14 protein-coding genes are annotated in these 17839 nt (G+C 39.3%); 11 read left to right on the top strand and 3 right to left on the bottom strand.

Annotation, left to right across the window (positions count from 1 at the left end; all coding sequences use genetic code 11):
- Positions 1 to 1008: 1008 nt before the first annotated feature.
- The 9 genes from sdhC to sucD all read left to right on the top strand — a co-directional run bounded on the left by sdhC (position 1009) and on the right by sucD (position 12984).
- Entirely contained in the window at positions 1009 to 1407 is a 399-nt protein-coding gene (gene sdhC / locus B9T35_RS08930) for a succinate dehydrogenase, cytochrome b556 subunit (RefSeq protein WP_086190770.1), read from the top strand.
- A complete protein-coding gene (sdhD, locus tag B9T35_RS08925; RefSeq protein ID WP_086190769.1) occupies positions 1407 to 1772 on the top strand; it encodes a succinate dehydrogenase, hydrophobic membrane anchor protein in 366 nt (121 codons plus the stop codon). The genes sdhC and sdhD overlap by 1 nt, the downstream gene beginning before the upstream one ends.
- A 12-nt stretch (positions 1773 to 1784) precedes the next feature.
- Positions 1785 to 3683 (top strand): succinate dehydrogenase flavoprotein subunit, encoded by a 1899-nt coding sequence (gene sdhA, locus B9T35_RS08920; RefSeq protein ID WP_086190768.1) that lies wholly within the window; start codon positions 1785 to 1787, stop codon positions 3681 to 3683.
- 14 nt (positions 3684 to 3697) lie between these two features.
- Positions 3698 to 4408 (top strand): succinate dehydrogenase iron-sulfur subunit, encoded by a 711-nt coding sequence (locus tag B9T35_RS08915; RefSeq protein WP_086190767.1) that lies wholly within the window; start codon positions 3698 to 3700, stop codon positions 4406 to 4408.
- Positions 4409 to 5201: 793 nt separating this feature from the next.
- On the top strand, positions 5202 to 8039 hold the full coding sequence (locus tag B9T35_RS08910) for a 2-oxoglutarate dehydrogenase E1 component (RefSeq protein ID WP_086190866.1): 2838 nt from the start codon (positions 5202 to 5204) through the stop codon (positions 8037 to 8039).
- Positions 8039 to 9244 (top strand): 2-oxoglutarate dehydrogenase complex dihydrolipoyllysine-residue succinyltransferase, encoded by a 1206-nt coding sequence (gene odhB, locus B9T35_RS08905; protein ID WP_086190766.1) that lies wholly within the window; start codon positions 8039 to 8041, stop codon positions 9242 to 9244. The genes B9T35_RS08910 and odhB overlap by 1 nt, the downstream gene beginning before the upstream one ends.
- Before the next feature lie 63 nt (positions 9245 to 9307).
- Positions 9308 to 10744: a dihydrolipoyl dehydrogenase gene (gene lpdA / locus B9T35_RS08900; RefSeq protein ID WP_086190765.1), complete on the top strand. Its 1437-nt coding sequence runs from the start codon at positions 9308 to 9310 to the stop codon at positions 10742 to 10744.
- 170 nt (positions 10745 to 10914) lie between these two features.
- The gene (sucC, locus tag B9T35_RS08895) at positions 10915 to 12081 is read left to right on the top strand and encodes an ADP-forming succinate--CoA ligase subunit beta (RefSeq protein WP_086190764.1); all 1167 of its coding nucleotides are present in this window, start codon (positions 10915 to 10917) and stop codon (positions 12079 to 12081) included.
- A gap of 12 nt (positions 12082 to 12093) precedes the next feature.
- Complete coding sequence (sucD, locus tag B9T35_RS08890) at positions 12094 to 12984, top strand: succinate--CoA ligase subunit alpha (protein ID WP_086190763.1); 891 nt, start codon at positions 12094 to 12096, stop codon at positions 12982 to 12984.
- A gap of 84 nt (positions 12985 to 13068) precedes the next feature.
- On the opposite strand, the gene B9T35_RS08885 is transcribed toward sucD, so the two are convergent.
- Positions 13069 to 13830, bottom strand: a complete 762-nt coding sequence (locus B9T35_RS08885) for a 3-oxoacyl-ACP reductase (RefSeq protein ID WP_086190762.1) — start codon at positions 13828 to 13830, stop codon at positions 13069 to 13071.
- A 311-nt stretch (positions 13831 to 14141) separates the two neighbouring features.
- On the opposite strand from B9T35_RS08885, the gene B9T35_RS08880 reads away from it, so the two are divergent.
- Entirely contained in the window at positions 14142 to 14573 is a 432-nt protein-coding gene (locus tag B9T35_RS08880) for a hypothetical protein (protein ID WP_228147110.1), read from the top strand.
- Positions 14574 to 14730: 157 nt separating this feature from the next.
- Entirely contained in the window at positions 14731 to 14952 is a 222-nt protein-coding gene (locus B9T35_RS08875; protein ID WP_086190761.1) for a hypothetical protein, read from the top strand.
- 69 nt (positions 14953 to 15021) lie between these two features.
- Here the strand turns inward: B9T35_RS08875 and rsmD are convergent, their stop codons facing one another.
- Both rsmD and mrdA read right to left on the bottom strand, forming a co-directional pair.
- Positions 15022 to 15573: a 16S rRNA (guanine(966)-N(2))-methyltransferase RsmD gene (rsmD, locus tag B9T35_RS08870; protein ID WP_086190760.1), complete on the bottom strand. Its 552-nt coding sequence runs from the start codon at positions 15571 to 15573 to the stop codon at positions 15022 to 15024.
- Between the two features lies 1 nt (position 15574).
- Positions 15575 to 17605 carry a penicillin-binding protein 2 gene (mrdA, locus tag B9T35_RS08865; RefSeq protein ID WP_086190759.1) on the bottom strand — a complete coding sequence of 677 codons (2031 nt, stop codon included), beginning with the start codon at positions 17603 to 17605 and terminating at the stop codon, positions 15575 to 15577.
- Positions 17606 to 17839: the final 234 nt, after the last annotated feature.

Genomic DNA, 17839 nt, shown 5'->3' with positions numbered 1-17839 from the left:
GCAGGAATTAGACGGATCAAAATTGCTTTAAGCTTAGTGAGTACTGAAATTTTGTCAATTATACTTATGGATAAAAAATTATGTTTCCACAGTAGGTTAGTCTAACAAACTCATATGTAGAGAATGTTAAATTACAGCATCGGGACAGTATAATAAGGCAAATTCAGAGAGAGGTGCAGAAAAATAATCATATTTGGTAAAGCGGGAAGGGCATTTTTGTTCAGAATTGATGATTTTTGTATAGATCCTTTAATTACGTTGATTATGCTAAAAGCATATAAAACTCATAACTTACATTTGACTTGCTGTTATATTTGGGTGGAAATTATTCAGCTAAAACTTTGAAATATTTTTTTTCATTTTAGTGTTTGTTTGATTAAAAAATGATTCTTGTATAGTAAATTTAAGTATGAAAAATAGTCAAATAAACTAAAAAGGCATGATTTGAGCGTACTAAAAATATTCAAATATTAAAAAAAGAAGCTTTATAAAAGATGTGTATTTATAAACTAAGTCATTCTTTTCTTTTATAAACATGTAAGTCAAATAATTTAAAATGAATAATGAGTATTTGAAAATAAAATAGCAGGAGGTATCACCAGAGGAAATGGTACTTTTTTATAATAAATATGCACTGATAAAACGCATTTATACCGTGGTGGACAAAATTGTCCGTAATGTTGTTCTTTAGTCTAAAATTAAAAAAACAATTGATAATAAATAGGAGAGTCAAAGTGTTTCTAACTAAAGTTATAAAAAATAATAAGATAGGGTTTTTAGCTGTAGGCTTTTAATACAAAATACAGATGAAATCATTGTAAATGATTCTTATTTGAGACTTTTTTAAAGAAAAAGCCACCTTACATCGTTTGTATTTTGACAGCTCACGTTTTATAATTCCCTGTCGTTTTAAAATTAGACGCTGCATAAATATTGTAGAAGTCTAATAATGCCAGCTTTCCTTCGAATTAATTCCAACAAACTCCGGACGGAGTTTTTACTTACAGGATGCCCGCTGTGAAAAGCAACAGACCTGTCAATTTGTCCATGGGTCAAGTTTTAGAAGTAAACTTAAAATCCCCTGTGGCTATTGCATCAATTCTACACCGTCTTTCTGGTGTCATCGTATTTTTACTCGTACCGGTACTTTTGTGGCTTTTAGACAAATCATTGTCTTCACCAGAAGGTTTTGCTCAAGTTCAGGCAATTCTTGGTGGCTTCATTGTACGTTTTGTCGTATGGGTATTCGTAGCCGGCTTAATTTTCCATTTTATTGCGGGTGTTAAGCATTTGCTTGCTGACCAAGGTATTGCGGAAGAGCTGCAAAGTGGCCGTGTTGCATCTACTATCGCATTAATCTTGTCTGCAATTGGTATTGTTGCAGCATTTGTATGGATCGTACTCTAATGAAAAGTGCTACTGGTTTTTCGGGTTCAGGTTCTCGTGACTGGTTTGTCCAGCGCGTAAGTGCTGTTGTACTGGCTGTTTATACTGTTATCGTTTTTGGTTGGATCCTTTGCAATAGCGGTTTTAACTTTGAGCAGTGGTACGGCTTTATGATGACATTACCAATGAAGATTCTTTCTTTATTGGCAGTCTTATCTCTTGTTGCGCATGCGTGGATCGGCATGTGGCAAGTATTCACTGACTATGTGACTACGCGTCAAATGGGTCCTTCAGCTCCAGGTGTACGCCTTGTGCTGACTTCAGCAGTAATTATTGCTGTCATTGCATATGCAATCTGGGCGATCCAGATTTTTTGGGCAAATTGATAGGAAAATGTCATGGGCGCTATAACCCCTAAAGAAGATTATTCAAATATTCCAAGCCAAGCTTTCGACGCAGTTATCGTCGGTGGTGGTGGTTCAGGTATGCGTGCTTCATATCAACTTGCTCAAGCTGGTTTGAAAGTAGCAGTTCTGACTAAAGTATTCCCAACACGTTCACACACTGTTGCGGCACAAGGTGGTATTGGTGCATCTCTTGGTAATATGCAAGATGATAACTGGCACTATCACTTCTATGACACGGTAAAAGGTTCTGACTGGTTAGGTGACCAAGATGCAATCGAATTTATGTGTCGTGAAGCGCCTAAAGTGGTCTATGAATTAGAGCACATGGGTATGCCATTTGACCGTAATGCTGACGGTACAATCTACCAGCGTCCATTTGGTGGTCACTCTGCGAACTATGGTGAAAAACCAGTTCCACGTGCATGTGCTGCTGCCGATCGTACAGGTCATGCTTTATTGCATACTTTGTATCAAAGCAACGTAAAAATGGGTACTCAATTCTTTGTTGAATGGATCGCACTTGATCTTATTCGTGAAGATGATGGTACTGTGATTGGTGTGACTGCAATTGACCAAGAAACGGGTAATATTGCAGTATTCCAAGCAAAAGCAACATTATTTGCTACGGGTGGTGCTGGTCGTGTTTATCGTGCATCAACCAATGCTTATATTAATACTGGTGACGGTCTTGGTATGGCGGCGCGTGCAGGTATTCCATTACAAGATATGGAATTCTGGCAGTTCCACCCAACGGGTGTTGCGGGCGCGGGCGTGTTGTTGACGGAAGGTTGTCGCGGTGAAGGTGCAATCCTTCGTAACAAAGACGGCGAACCGTTCATGGAACGTTATGCACCAACTTTGAAAGATTTGGCACCACGTGATTTCGTATCACGCTCTATGGACCAAGAAATCAAAGAAGGTCGCGGTTGTGGCCCTAAAGGTGATTATATCCTTCTTGATATGACACATTTGGGTGCTGATACGATTATGAAGCGCTTACCATCAGTATTTGAAATTGGTAAGAAATTCGCAAACGTAGATATCACTAAAGAATCTATTCCTGTCGTACCTACAATCCATTATCAAATGGGTGGTATTCCGACAAATATTCATGGTCAAGTTGTTATTCCAGAAACTGCAGAAACTGTAGCTTTGGAAGCTGGCTATGATAAAACAACTGATGTTTATACAACGAATAATCCTGATCGCAACTATGTAAAACCTGTTAAAGGTTTCTATGCGATTGGCGAATGTTCTTGTGTGTCTGTACACGGTGCAAACCGTTTAGGTACAAACTCACTGCTTGACCTTGTGGTATTTGGTAAAGCTGCGGGTGAACACATCATTGATTACGTGACTAAACATCACGGTGATGACTATACGCCAGTGCCTACAACTGCTTTAGTGAACACCATGAAACGTATGCGTCTTCTTGATGAGTCAACTTCAGGTGAAAATGCTCAAGAAGTTGCAGATGCCATTCGTGACATCGTTCAAGATCATGCGGGTGTATTCCGTACTCAAGCTTTGCTTGATGAGGGTGTTAAGCAAATTCTTGCAATTGAACCACGTGTACGTAATATCCACTTAAAAGACAAATCTAAAGTGTTTAACACAGCGCGTGTTGAAGCTTTGGAAGTTGAAAACTTATACGAAGTCGCAAAAGCAACATTAATTTCTGCTGCTGCTCGTAAAGAATGTCGTGGTGCACATACCGTTGTTGATTATGAATTGCCTGCAGATCATCCGACATACTCTTATGGTCGTCGTGATGATGAATGGATGAAACATACTTTGTGGTATTCATCAGACAACCGTCTTGAATACAAACCAGTACGTTACAGACCATTAACTGTTGATGCTATTGAACCTAAACCACGCACATTCTAATTAGGAGAATAAAGATGAGTAGAGGCACTCGTACTTTCGAAATCTACCGCTATGATCCTGATAAGGATAAAGCACCGTACATGCAAACTTTTAAACTTGAATTGACTGATAAGCACCGTATGTTGCTTGATGCTCTTCTTGCGTTAAAAGTACAGGATGAAACATTAACATTCCGTCGTTCATGCCGTGAAGGTATTTGTGGTTCGGATGGTGTGAACATTAATGGTAAAAATGGTTTGGCTTGTTTGTGGAATTTGAACGATTTACCTGAAAAAATCGTGATTCGTCCACTTCCTGGTTTGCCAGTGGTTAAAGATTTGGTTGTTGATATGAACCAATTCTATGATCAATATGACAAAATCCAACCCTTCCTGATTAACAATCAGCCAGCTCCTCCAAAAGAACGTTTACAGTCACCTGAAGAACGTGATCATTTGAATGGTCTGTATGAATGTATTCTTTGCGCATGTTGTTCAACAGCTTGCCCATCGTTCTGGTGGAACCCTGATAAATTCTTGGGTCCATCTGCATTGTTAAATGCATACCGTTTCATCATCGATTCACGTGATACAGCAACTCAAGATCGTTTATCTCGTCTTGATGACCCGTTCTCGTTGTTCCGTTGTAAAGGTATTATGAACTGTGTATCAGTTTGTCCTAAAGGTTTGAATCCAACAAAAGCGATCGGTCACATCCGTAGCATGTTGTTTGACCAAGCAGGTTAATACTGTACGCAAAAGAGCACATGTCATTTGATATGTGCTCTTTTTTATGGATTCTTAAAAAGTATTTATGTATTTAGTTTGAATATCAGTCTTTTATACATTGGTTTGATTCGTTCTTGTTGTGTTACTTATGTAATGAAACATGGCTTGAATCGTTTAATATGAGTTCAAGCTATATTCTGGTATTGCGGAATAGTCTGCATAAGCATGAATAAAAATGTTATGATGTAACACAGAGGAGAGGGCAGTTTGGAAAAATGCGCTCTTTTTTGCTATTTGAAATAAGCATCGATATGTTTTTTATATTAAGTAGATCTAAAATTTAGATGCAGCGCGACATCATAAATGAAAAAGTTGTAGTTGTATTTAGCTAATTTATGGATGGTATGTGTCAAAAAAATCAATTGATACGAGACTTCATGTTAGGATTTAACAAATATCTATATGTGAAAAAGTCGCTGTTTAATGTACATTTTTTCAACATAAGAATGCGCAACTTAAGTTTATAAAATAGAGATTGAAACCGTTTTAGAAAAGTTAAATCGTGAATTTATTTTTTCTAAGACGATTTGCAAAAAATTGCTCGGTTTCGACCGAGTATATGAATGAGTGATGATGCCAATGGAGGCGTTATGATTCATTGAACACGTTGGAAAAAACCGATGTGTAATAACGCCCCGTGGTCATTAGAGCTATGAAGGGTGAATGTCATTTTACCAATTTGGCATTATCAATCATGGGTGTGCTTAAAAAGCATCCTGTAATGTTTTTGCAATAGGAAATGGGTCCACAAATGCAAGAAGTTGCTGACGCAATGCGTCTTGACACTGAACTTTCCGCTGATAGTGCAGCGTATATTGAAGAGCTTTACGAGCAATACCTATCTTCTCCAACTTCTGTTGGTGATGATTGGAGAGCGTACTTTGATAAATTTCCGAAAGGTGACCAACCACACGGCAACATCCGTGAACAATTCCTTTTGTTGGGTCGCAATTCAAGTCGTGTTCAGCCCGTTGTTCAAAGCGAAGTTAGTACTGAACACGAACGTCGTCAAATCGGTGTATTACAACTGATTGCTGCTTATCGTAACCGTGGTCATCAAAAAGCAAAATTAGATCCACTTGGTTTAGCAAAGCGTGAAGACGTACCTGATCTTGACCTTTCTACACACGGTTTAACGAAATCAGATTTAGACACGGTTTTCAATGCAGGGAATCTTGCGATTGGTAAAACTGAAGCGACTTTGGGTGAAATGGTCAATGCAATGGAAGCAACTTATTGTGCTTCGGTTGGTGTTGAGTATATGCACATTGTTGACACTAAAGAAAAACGTTGGATTCAACAACGCCTAGAAAGCACACGTGGTCAGTTTGGTTATTCTGCTGAACAAAAGAAAAGCGTTTTAGAGCGTCTAACAGCTGCTGAAGGTTTAGAGAAATTCCTCGGCAATAAATATGTTGGTGCGAAGCGTTTTGGTGTAGAGGGCGGTGAGTCTTTCATTCCAATGGTAAACGAACTGATTCAACGTGCAGGTGCTGTAGGTTGTAAAGAAGTTGTGATTGGGATGCCACACCGTGGTCGTTTAAACTTACTTGTAAACATCATGGGTAAAAATCCAGCTGATTTGTTTGGTGAGTTTGAAGGTAAATCAATTCATAAAAAAGGCTCTGGTGACGTTAAGTATCACCAAGGTTTCTCATCGAATGTGATGACACCAGGTGGCGAAGTTCACTTGGCATTGGCATTTAACCCATCACACTTAGAAATTGTTGGACCTGTCGTTGAAGGTTCTGTACGTGCACGCCAAGTACGTCGTAAAGACATTGGTGGTGATGACGTATTACCAATCATTGTTCACGGTGATGCTGCATTTGCTGGTCAGGGTGTAAACCAAGAAACTTTCCAAATGTCACAAACCCGTGGTTATACAGTAGGTGGTACGGTTCATATTGTTGTGAATAACCAAGTTGGTTTTACAACATCTGATCCACGTGATGCGCGTTCTACAGAATACTGTACAGATATCGCAAAAATGATTCAGGCACCGATCTTCCATGTCAATGGTGATGATCCTGAGTCTGTATTATTTGTTACGCAATTGGCACATGATTTCCGTCATACATTCCGCAAAGATGTTGTGATTGACATGTTCTGCTACCGTCGCCGTGGTCATAACGAAGCGGATGAACCAGCAGCAACTCAACCAATGATGTATCAAGTGATTAGCAAAAAAGCGACCACACGTACGCTTTATGCAGATCAATTGGTTCAACAAAACATAGTAGACCGTGCAGCTGCAGATCAAATGGTAGAAGACTATCGTTCTGACCTTGAAGCGGGTAAGCACGTTGCGAATGCCTTGGTTCTTGAACCAAATGACAAGATGTTTGTAGATTGGAAACCTTACTTAGGTCACGATTATACAGACGTTTGGGATACTACTTTCCCAATCGAACGTTTAAAAGAACTTGGCACAAAAATGCGTGAGCTTCCAGAAGGCTTCGTGATGCAACGTCAAGTATCTAAAGTGATTGATGATCGCTTGAAAATGCAAACAGGCGAAATGCCGTTGAACTGGGGTGCAGCAGAAGTTTTAGCTTATGCAACAATCCTTGATGATGGTTATTTGGTTCGTTTGACAGGCGAAGATGTTGGTCGTGGTACATTTTCACATCGTCATGCAAAATTACATAACCAAGTAGATGGTTCTGTCTATATTCCGCTTTGCCATATTAAAGAAAATCAACCACGTACTGCAATTTATGACTCATTGTTGTCAGAAATGGCTGTGCTTGCATTTGAATATGGTTATGCAACGACTTTACCGAAAAGCTTAGTAATTTGGGAAGCCCAGTTCGGTGACTTCGCTAACTGTGCACAGGTTGTAATTGACCAATTTATCGCCTCGGGTGAAACTAAATGGGAACGTGTGTGTGGTTTAACCATGCTTCTTCCACATGGTTTTGAAGGTCAAGGTCCTGAGCATTCTTCAGCACGTTTAGAGCGTTTCTTACAGCTTTGTGCAGAAGACAACATGCAAGTGATCACACCGACTACGCCTGCACAGATTTTCCATGCAATGCGTCGTCAAGCGATTCGTCCAATTCGTAAACCAATGATCGTGACTTCACCTAAGTCATTGCTTCGTCACAAACTTGCAACGTCTACTTTAGAAGAACTTGCAACGGGTACATTCCAAACTGTGATTGATGAAGTCGATCAAATCAACAAAGCGGATGTAACACGTTTAGTACTTTGTGGTGGTAAAGTTTATTACGACTTACTTGAAAAACGTCGTGAACAGAACTTGAACATTGCAATTGTACGTGTTGAACAATTGTATCCATTCCCAGAACAACGCATTGCAGAAGTTCTTGCGACTTATCCAAACGTTCAAGAAATCGTTTGGTGTCAAGAAGAACCGAAAAACCAAGGCGCTTGGTTGTTCATTGCACCTCGTTTATATGAAGGCGTAATGAAATCTGGTAAACAAGTTCGTATTAGCTATGCAGGTCGTGATGCTTCTGCGGCACCGGCTTGTGGTTCACCATACTTACATGCAAAACAACAAGCTCAGCTCGTTAATGACGCACTTGCGATCGTAGCTGATCAATCAGGAGAGACTAAATAATGGCAACCGAAATTAAAGCACCGGTATTCCCAGAATCAGTTGCTGACGGAACAATTGCAACTTGGCACAAACAACCAGGTGAAGCTGTTTCACGTGATGAAGTTATTTGTGACATTGAAACTGATAAAGTTGTTTTAGAAGTAGTTGCTCCTGCTGATGGTACGATTTCTGTAATCATTAAAAATGAAGGCGACACTGTACTTTCTTCTGAAGTGATTGCTCAGTTTGAAGAGGGTGCTGTATCTGGCGCTGCTCAAACTCAAGCGGTTCAATCTGAAGAGAAAGTTGAACAAGCTGCTGCACAAACTGAAGCAGGTGCTGCACCTGTTGTTGAACGTGCCCAAGTTCAAGACCAAGCTCCAGCAGTGCGTAAAGCATTATCTGAAACAGGTATTCCTGCATCAGACGTTTCTGGTACTGGCCGTGGTGGTCGTATCACGAAAGAAGATGTTGCAAATCATCAAACTAAACCAGCTGTTGCACCTTTAAGTGTTGCTGTTGGTGAGCGTGTTGAAAAACGCGTTCCAATGACTCGTCTTCGTAAGCGTGTTGCTGAACGTCTTCTTGCTGCGACTCAAAATACTGCAATGTTAACGACGTTTAACGAAGTGAACATGAAGCCAATCATGGACATGCGTGCACAATTTAAAGATGCGTTTGAAAAACGTCATGGTGCTCGTCTAGGCTTTATGTCTTTCTTTGTTAAAGCTGCAACTGAAGCGCTTAAACGCTACCCAGCGGTAAATGCTTCAATTGATGGCGAAGACATCGTTTACCACGGTTACTATGACATCGGCGTAGCAGTTTCTTCTGAACGTGGTTTAGTGGTTCCTATTCTTCGTGATACAGATCGTATGAACTATGCTGAAGTTGAAAATGGTATTCGTGCATACGCTGGTAAAGCGCGTGATGGTAAATTAGGTATAGAAGATATGACTGGTGGTACGTTCACTATTACTAATGGTGGTACTTTCGGTTCATTGTTATCTACACCAATTTTGAATACGCCACAAACGGCTATCTTGGGTATGCATAAAATCCAAGAACGTCCTATGGCTGTAAATGGTCAAGTAGAAATCTTGCCAATGATGTATTTAGCGCTTTCTTATGACCACCGTTTAATCGATGGTAAAGAAGCTGTAGGTTTTCTTGTAGCAATCAAAGAATTGTTAGAAGAACCAGCTAGACTTATTCTTGATCTTTAATACTGACCATTAAAATAATATCCAAGATAGGGCGATCCTCTATCTTGGTTTATGGAGATAAACATGTCTCAACAGTTTGATTTAGTTGTAATTGGCGGTGGTCCAGGTGGTTATGAAGCAGCGATTCGTGCTGCACAACTTGGTTTCAAAGTTGCTTGTATCGAAAAACGCGTACATAAAGGTAAACCATCTTTAGGTGGTACTTGCTTAAACGTGGGTTGTATTCCATCTAAAGCACTTCTTGACTCATCTCATCACTATGAAGACACGCTTCATGGCTTAGATGTGCATGGTATTTCAGTTGAAAATGTACAACTTGATCTTGCTAAGCTTTTAGCACGTAAAGATAAAGTGGTCGATAATTTAACTGGCGGTGTTGCACAATTACTGAAAGGTAATGGCATTGAGTGGTTACAAGGTACAGGTAAATTACTTGCAGGTAAAAAAGTTGAATTCACACCTTTAGAAGGGAATGAAGTTCAAGTTTTAGAGCCTAAATTCGTAATTCTTGCGACTGGTTCTGTTCCAGTGAATATTCCTGTAGCAAAAGTGGATGAAGACTTAATTGTTGATTCTACTGGTGCTTTAGATTTCCAAGAAATTCCTAAGCGTTTGGGTGTGATTGGTGCAGGTGTAATTGGTCTTGAATTGGGTTCTGTATGGCGCCGTTTAGGTTCTGAAGTTGTTGTGTTTGAAGCAATGGATACATTCTTACCAATGGCTGATAAAGCTTTGGCAAAAGATTATCAAAAGCTTTTGACTAAACAAGGTTTAGAAATTCGTATTGGCGCTAAAGTTGCTGGTACAGAAATTAACGGTCGTGAAGTGACTGTTCAATATAACCAAGCGGGCGAAGACAAAACTCAAACTTTCGATAAATTGATTGTTTGTGTCGGTCGTAAAGCATATGCAGAAGGTTTATTGGCTGCAGATTCAGGCATTAAATTGACTGAACGTGGTTTAGTTGAAGTGAACGATTGGTGTGCAACGTCTGTTGATGGTGTATATGCAATTGGTGACTTAGTCCGTGGTCCTATGCTTGCACATAAAGCCATGGAAGAAGGCGTAATGGCTGTTGAGCGTATGCATGGTCATGCAGCGCAAATCAACTATGACACAATCATCAGCGTAATTTACACACACCCAGAAGCGGCGTGGGTAGGTTTAACTGAAGAGCAAGCGTCAGAAAAAGGTCATGAAGTTAAAACAGGTCAATTCCCATTTGCTGTAAATGGTCGTGCTTTGGCTGCGAACGAATCTGCTGGTTTCGTGAAGTTTGTTGCGGATGCTAAAACAGATCGTTTATTGGGTATGCACATTATTGGTCCAGGTGCTTCTGATATCGTACATCAAGGGATGATTGCTCTTGAATTTGTATCTTCTGTTGAAGATTTACAATTAATGACTTTCGGTCACCCAACATATTCTGAAGTCGTACATGAAGCTGCTCTGGCAGTCGATGGGCGAGCGATTCACGCGATTCAGCGTAAACGTAAATAAAACAAAAAAAGAGCGGTTTCGACCGCTCTTTTCTATTTTGATGGTTGTTTTTAATTGAATAATCATCTAAAACTAAAAGAACAAATTTTAATAAATGCCAATAGTTATTGCGATGAAAGTCTAAGTATTGGTGGTTAATAACAACGTGAAAAGTAGTAAAAGGTAAACTAATGAATCTACACGAGTATCAAGCGAAAACGCTGTTAAAAAAATATGGTATGCCAGTCCAAGAAGGCATCCTAATAACCACTCCAGAAGAAGCCTCTGCTGCCTTTGATAAAATTGATGGAAAATTTGCAGTCATGAAAGCCCAAGTACATGCGGGTGGTCGTGGTAAAGCAGGCGGTGTAAAAGTTGTTAAATCTCGTGAAGAAGCTGCTGAGTATGCTAAAAGTCTTTTAGGTACACGTTTAGTGACTTATCAGACCGATGCACATGGTCAGCCTGTAAACAGTCTTTTAGTCTGTGAAGATGTTTATCCCGTTGAGCGTGAGCTTTACTTAGGTGCAGTGGTAGACCGTTCTTCTCGTCGTGTGACCTTTATGGCATCGACTGAAGGTGGTGTTGAAATTGAAAAAGTTGCTGAAGAAACTCCAGAAAAAATTATTAAAGTAGAAGTTGATCCACTTGTGGGTCTTATGCCTTTTCAAGCACGTGAAGTTGCATTCCAATTGGGCTTGAAAGATGGTCAGATCAATCAATTTGTAAAATTGATGGTGGGTGCATATCAAGCTTTCATCGAAAATGATTTTGCGTTGTTTGAAATTAATCCGCTTTCAGTTCGTGAAAATGGCGATATTTTATGTGTTGATGCCAAAATTGGTATTGATTCAAATGCGTTATATCGTTTGCCTGAAATTTTAGCGATGCGTGATAAATCTCAAGAAAATGAGCGTGAGCTAAAAGCATCTGAGTTTGACTTAAACTATGTTGCACTTGAAGGTAACATTGGTTGTATGGTGAATGGTGCGGGGCTTGCTATGGCAACCATGGACATCATTAAACTTTATGGTGGTCAGCCAGCAAACTTCCTTGATGTTGGTGGTGGTGCAACCAAAGATCGCGTGATTGAAGCATTCAAAATTATTTTGTCTGATTCAACAGTTGAAGCAATTCTGATTAATATTTTTGGTGGAATTGTACGTTGTGACATGATTGCAGAAGCAATTATTGCAGCGGTTCAAGAAGTAAATGTAACTGTACCTGTTGTTGTTCGCTTGGAAGGGAATAATGCAGAGCTTGGTGCAAAATTACTAGATGAATCGGGTCTTAAATTAATTTCTGCGAATGGGCTTGCTGATGCCGCAGAAAAAGTTGTTGCTGCAGTGAAAGCTTAAGGAGTATCAATCATGAGCGTATTAGTAAATAAAGACACAAAAGTATTGGTACAAGGCTTTACAGGTAAGAATGGTACATTCCATTCTGAGCAATCTATTGCATACGGTACAAAAGTAGTTGGTGGTGTAACACCAGGTAAAGGTGGTCAAACGCATATTGGTTTGCCTGTATTTAACACTATGCGTGAAGCGGTCAAAGAAACAGGCGCGACAGCGACCTCTATCTATGTACCTGCACCATTTGTACTGGATTCTGTGATTGAAGCGATTGATGCAGGTCTTGAGTTAATCGTGGTGATTACTGAAGGTGTTCCAACATTAGATATGTTAAAAGCAAAACGCTATTTGGAAACTTATGGCAATAATGCACGTCTTATTGGACCAAACTGCCCAGGTATTATCACCCCAGGTGAATGTAAGATCGGCATTATGCCAGGTCATATTCATCAACCGGGCAAAATCGGAATTATCTCACGTTCTGGTACATTGACTTATGAAGCCGTTGCTCAAACAACGAAGCTTGGTTTAGGTCAATCCACATGTATTGGTATTGGTGGTGATCCAATTCCGGGGATGAACCAGATTGATTGTTTGAAACTGTTCCAAGAAGATCCACAAACAGAAGCAATCATTATGATTGGTGAAATTGGTGGTACTGCTGAAGAAGAAGCTGCTGAATACATCAAATCGAATGTGACTAAACCCGTTGTAGGTTATATCGCAGGTGTAACAGCACCGAAAGGCAAGCGTATGGGTCACGCAGGTGCGATCATTTCTGGTGGTCAAGGAACGGCGGAAGAGAAATTTGCTGCATTTGAACGTGCAGGAATGGCGTACACACGTAGTCCTGCTGAACTGGGTTCAACTATGTTCCAAGTGTTGAAAAATAAGGGTTTAATTTAATCATTAAATTAAACTTTTAAATTAAATCAGCAATAAAAAATGGGAGCCTTAAAGGTTCCCATTTTTTATATGTAAATGATGGATTTAGCCTTTGACTAAACCACCATCAACAATTAAATTTTGACCTGTTACAGCACGTGACCACGGTGATAAAAATAATAAAACAGCATCTGCAAATTGTTCAGGAGTCGTTACTTCTCGCAAAGGTGTTGAAGAGGCAATAAAGTCAAAAACTTGATCTGGTGTGGCACGACTGGCATCTGTTTTTCTGAGTAACCCACCTGACAACATATTGACATTAATCCCATATTGACCTAAATCATGGGCAGTAGTTCGAGTAAATGCCAGTAATGCAGCTTTTGCCGCTGTATAGTCATGATAAGGAACAACAGGATTTTGTACTAAATTGGTTCCAATATTTATAATGCGACCAAAATGATCTTTCTTCATGTCTTCTAAGGCAGCTTGCGTGGTATTTAATGAGGCTAAAACAGCACTATCAAATTGTTGTTGCATGGCCTGCCAAGTTAAATCTTCAACTTTTGGACGTTGATCGCCATCGAATTTAAAGGCCAGTAGTGCATTATTAATGACAGATGTAATTGCATGGCCAAAATGATTTTTTGCTTTGATAAACATTGTCTTTACTTGTTCTGCATTGGTGACATCAGCTTGGTAAATAAAGACTTGTTCAGCATATTTTTTTAACAGTTCTTGAGCAGATTGTTCACTATTATGATAATTCACAACAACTCTTGCGCCTTCACGAATCAGTGCATGTGTAATGGCAAGCCCTAATCCTCTTGCACCACCTGTCACAAGGATAATTTGGTTACGGATTTCCATTGTTTTCATCCATTTATCTATTTAATATTCTTTTAATTTTAGCATTGATCTGTTGTTAAAATTTTAACAAGTGAAGTAAAAGAGCAAAATGTTAAATGACTTTATCATCAATTTAGAGTTGTCTTATGAGTCTGAATATTTTATAAAATGTGATACATTTCTCTTATTTTATTGATGGAGTATTACTCATTTTCGGACATCATTTATTTCATGTTCCCGCTCTGTTTATTACACTGTGTTGTATCTGTGGAAATACTATTGCTGAAAATTTTAAAATCGATACTTTGACAATAGATGGTTTTAAAAAATGTATGAATGATATATGTGCATTGAGTGATTCTCACGATGCGTTATTTTTTGTCGAGCCGGCTCATGAAAATCTGACTAAAATACAACCTCAACAAGATGTGATTGATTTAGGACTTAATTTAGAACAACAAAAATTAGCGCAAGAACATGATCATGATGTACAAAATTATAATATTTTGCAAAATCAATTTTATAAGAATGAACGAATACGTATTTTTAATTACACTGCATTTAATTCAAGTGATCTTAAAAGTAGATTGGGCTCGGGTGAGTTTAGTCTTGAGGGTTTGCAGGAACTGACGATTTCTTTTGGTTACGGAATGGAATTTAAAATAAACGATAGAAATAGAATCGGTTACGAATATTTATCGAGCTTTCCTTATGATCGTGGTCAACTGATTCGAATATTTTGGTTAAGAAGTTTGAAATATTGAATTAAAAATTATGAATTTAAATGATTGAAAACAATTGCCTATATTACTTGTGAACCAATAAAGAACATCCTCATACAAGAAAAAACACAACATACAGTAGCTCTACATATCTCAAGGTTATTCTAAAATTATTCAAAGTACTTGAGGGAGTATAAGTATGATTAAGCAAGTTTTAGCATTAGGCTTGATTGTTGTGTCATTAACAGGCTGTATTGTTGCGCCTTATGATGAGCATCCTAACCGACATGGGCATGACCGTGATCGTCCGAACTGGGATAATGGTAATCGACCAAGCCGTCCAAATTGGAATAATGATAATAGACCAAACTGGGACAATGGTAGACCGAATCGCCCCGATTGGAATGATCCACGATATTAATCGCTGAATGAGTCATGTCATATCTAATAAAAAGTGCGCATTGAATGCGCACTTTTTATTAATAATCTTTTATGATGCTTGTTTTTTATATAGACCTGCGCGGACAACACCTGCTTTAGTCTGTTTTTCTAAATGCCAAGTATGCGGTAGATTAAGAAGATTTAAATCTCGATCCGCTTCTACATAAATATAACCTTGATTTTTAATCAGCGGGTTAACTTTTAGTGCAAGTTCTTGCCATAAATCTAGGGCATAGGGTGGATCTAAAAAAACCAAATCAAATTCTGTTTTTAACGTGGCCAAGGCTTTTTGAGCTGTCATGATTTTGATTTCACAATTTTCAGCTTTAAGTAATTGCAGATTGTCTTTGAGGAATTTTGCTTGTGTGGCATTGGGTTCAATCATCATGACATGTGTTGCACCACGAGAGAGAGCCTCAAAGCTTAAAGCGCCCGAACCTGCACATAAATCCAATACCTGAGTATTTTGAACATCCCACATAAGCCAGTTAAATAGTGTTTCACGGACACGATCAGGTGTAGGACGTAATCCTTCAATGCTTGCAAAGGGAAGTACACGACGCTTCCACTCTCCACCAATTATACGTAACTGATTCTTCACGTTATTCACTAATTTCCGTTGTGGTTGTTGCAGGCTGAGCCTGAGTCACTGGTTGGGCTGTTGTGGTCTGTCCAGTATTTGGTTTTGGTGTAGCATTTGGATTGGTCGTGAGTGGTGTTTCACCACTTGGTAATTCACCTGGTTTAATACCAGCTGTCATTAAACCACCACTCATTTGGTGACTCAGCGGAATAATGGGTTTTTTCTTACGTGTTAGCATCCAATAGTCAAATACAGGACGAGCGATTTGAGCAGCCGAACCACCATGTTTGCCATTTTCCCAGATCACAGCAATGGCAATTTCGGGATTTTCTGCGGGCGCAAATCCAACAAATAAACCATGGTCAAGCTGGCGGCTGGTTAATGATGCTTCGTTATAGCGTTTACCCTGTGCAATACTTTTGACCTGAGCTGTACCTGTTTTCCCTGCGATTTGATACATCGGAGTACGAATACCACGACCTGTACCCGTTTGAATCACATCAACCATAGCATCGCGCATTTTAATCCAGTCTTCATCTGTGCCGCTAAAGTTGATTTTACCATTTGGCGCGTTATGTACTGGGTGGCTTTTTGCGCCTTTAGATTCTCTTAAAACGTGTGGGGTTACATGCGCTCCATGATTGGCGGTAATGGCGGTTGCCATCGCCAACTGTAATGGGGTTGCAGTAAATGCACCTTGCCCAATACTGACTGAAATGGTTTCACCTTTCAGCCATTTGCTCTTACGCGTACGCATTTTCCATTCTTGGCTTGGATATAAGCCAGAACTTTCACTTGGTAAATCTACCCCAGTTTTTTCACCAAAACCAAACTGACGCATCCACTCATTCATCCGATCAATACCAAGTTGATAAGATAGGATATAGAAATAGGTGTCGCATGAAATCACGATCGATTTATGTAGATTTACAGCGCCATGACCTGTTTTTTTCCAGTCACGGAATTTATGTGAATCACCTGGTAAATGGAAATACCCAGGATCTGAAATCGTGGTGCCCCAATCGACAGTTTTGAAGTGAATACCACCTAAACCTTCCATCGGTTTAATGGTTGATCCAGGAGGATAAGTTCCTTGTAAGGCACGGTTATAAAGCGGCTGATCGAGATTGTCACGTAGGGCACTATAATCGTCATGTCCGATACCCGTTACAAATAAATTGGGGTTAAAACTTGGACTCGAAACCAAAGCAAGGATTTCACCTGTACGAGGGTCCATAGCAACAACTGCACCACGACGACCCGCTAATTGTTCAGCAGCAACACTTTGTAAACCATAATCAAGGGATAGATATAAATCATTACCGCGCGTAGATTCTTTACGACCTAAATGGCGTAACACATTGCCATGAGCATCTGCTTCAATGGATTCATAGCCTGGTGTGCCATGCAATAAATCTTCATACGATTTTTCTACACCAATTTTACCAATCAGGTTGGTGCCTGCATAAGCATCTTTATCAATGATTTTTAATTCTTTGTCATTAATTCGACCGACATAACCCACGACATGCGCAAATAATTCACCATGAGGATAATAACGCGTCATTTGCGTTTCAATATCAACCCCAGGGAACTGGAATTTAACTTCACTAAAACGTGCAATATCGGTTTCTGTGAGATTGAGTTTGAGCGTAACACGTTCAGTTTTCTTTGCAGTTTTGATTCGACTTTGGAAACGATCAATATCTTCTTGAGACAGACTAATAATAGGAACAAGACGTTTTAACGTATCATCAATATCGACAACATCTGCTCGGCTTAATGTGGCTGTAAAGACGGGGTAATTGTCTGCAAGTAAAATACCATTACGGTCATAAATATAGCCACGTGCAGGTGCAATCGGTTGTAAACGAATACGGTTCTTATCAGCAGCATCACTAAACTCTTCAAAATGAAAAATTTGTAAGTAAGCATAACGTGCGACGAGAAGGAGTAAAAAAAACGTCACTAAGCCAGTGGCAAAGTAGACTCGACCACGAAAGATGCGCTTTTCTTGTTGAACATTTTTTAAAGGAAACTGCTGCTTCATACGTCGTCGGCTTATTAAACTCTAAGGGGATTATGCAGGGCGGGCTATTTTACCTTAGAATTGTGAGAAAGATTTGAAAATTAAATAAAATAGTTTGTTGGTACAATGTGATGGTTCAATGATGAAATACTTACCCAAAATGAGAGTAAAAATATTAAATATTTACCACTAAACTTGAACATACTTTGACTTTGTAGACAGTAAATTTCCATGCTTTTGTATATGAGTAGAGGA

Source organism: Acinetobacter sp. ANC 3832 (genome assembly GCF_002135415.1).
In the GTDB taxonomy this organism is placed as follows: Bacteria; Pseudomonadota; Gammaproteobacteria; order Pseudomonadales; family Moraxellaceae; genus Acinetobacter.
This window is presented reverse-complemented; position numbering and strand designations above follow the sequence as displayed.

Bases quoted from the DNA above. Each gene is read 5' to 3' on its own strand.
- sdhC (WP_086190770.1), top strand. From the start codon at position 1,009: ATGCCCGCTGTGAAAAGCAACAGACCTGTCAATTTGTCCATGGGTCAA.
- sdhD (WP_086190769.1), top strand. From the start codon at position 1,407: ATGAAAAGTGCTACTGGTTTTTCGGGTTCAGGTTCTCGTGACTGGTTT.
- sdhA (WP_086190768.1), top strand. From the start codon at position 1,785: ATGGGCGCTATAACCCCTAAAGAAGATTATTCAAATATTCCAAGCCAA.
- B9T35_RS08915 (WP_086190767.1), top strand. From the start codon at position 3,698: ATGAGTAGAGGCACTCGTACTTTCGAAATCTACCGCTATGATCCTGAT.
- B9T35_RS08910 (WP_086190866.1), top strand. From the start codon at position 5,202: ATGCAAGAAGTTGCTGACGCAATGCGTCTTGACACTGAACTTTCCGCT.
- odhB (WP_086190766.1), top strand. From the start codon at position 8,039: ATGGCAACCGAAATTAAAGCACCGGTATTCCCAGAATCAGTTGCTGAC.
- lpdA (WP_086190765.1), top strand. From the start codon at position 9,308: ATGTCTCAACAGTTTGATTTAGTTGTAATTGGCGGTGGTCCAGGTGGT.
- sucC (WP_086190764.1), top strand. From the start codon at position 10,915: ATGAATCTACACGAGTATCAAGCGAAAACGCTGTTAAAAAAATATGGT.
- sucD (WP_086190763.1), top strand. From the start codon at position 12,094: ATGAGCGTATTAGTAAATAAAGACACAAAAGTATTGGTACAAGGCTTT.
- B9T35_RS08885 (WP_086190762.1), bottom strand. From the start codon at position 13,830: ATGGAAATCCGTAACCAAATTATCCTTGTGACAGGTGGTGCAAGAGGA.
- B9T35_RS08880 (WP_228147110.1), top strand. From the start codon at position 14,142: ATGAATGATATATGTGCATTGAGTGATTCTCACGATGCGTTATTTTTT.
- B9T35_RS08875 (WP_086190761.1), top strand. From the start codon at position 14,731: ATGATTAAGCAAGTTTTAGCATTAGGCTTGATTGTTGTGTCATTAACA.
- mrdA (WP_086190759.1), bottom strand. From the start codon at position 17,605: ATGAAGCAGCAGTTTCCTTTAAAAAATGTTCAACAAGAAAAGCGCATC.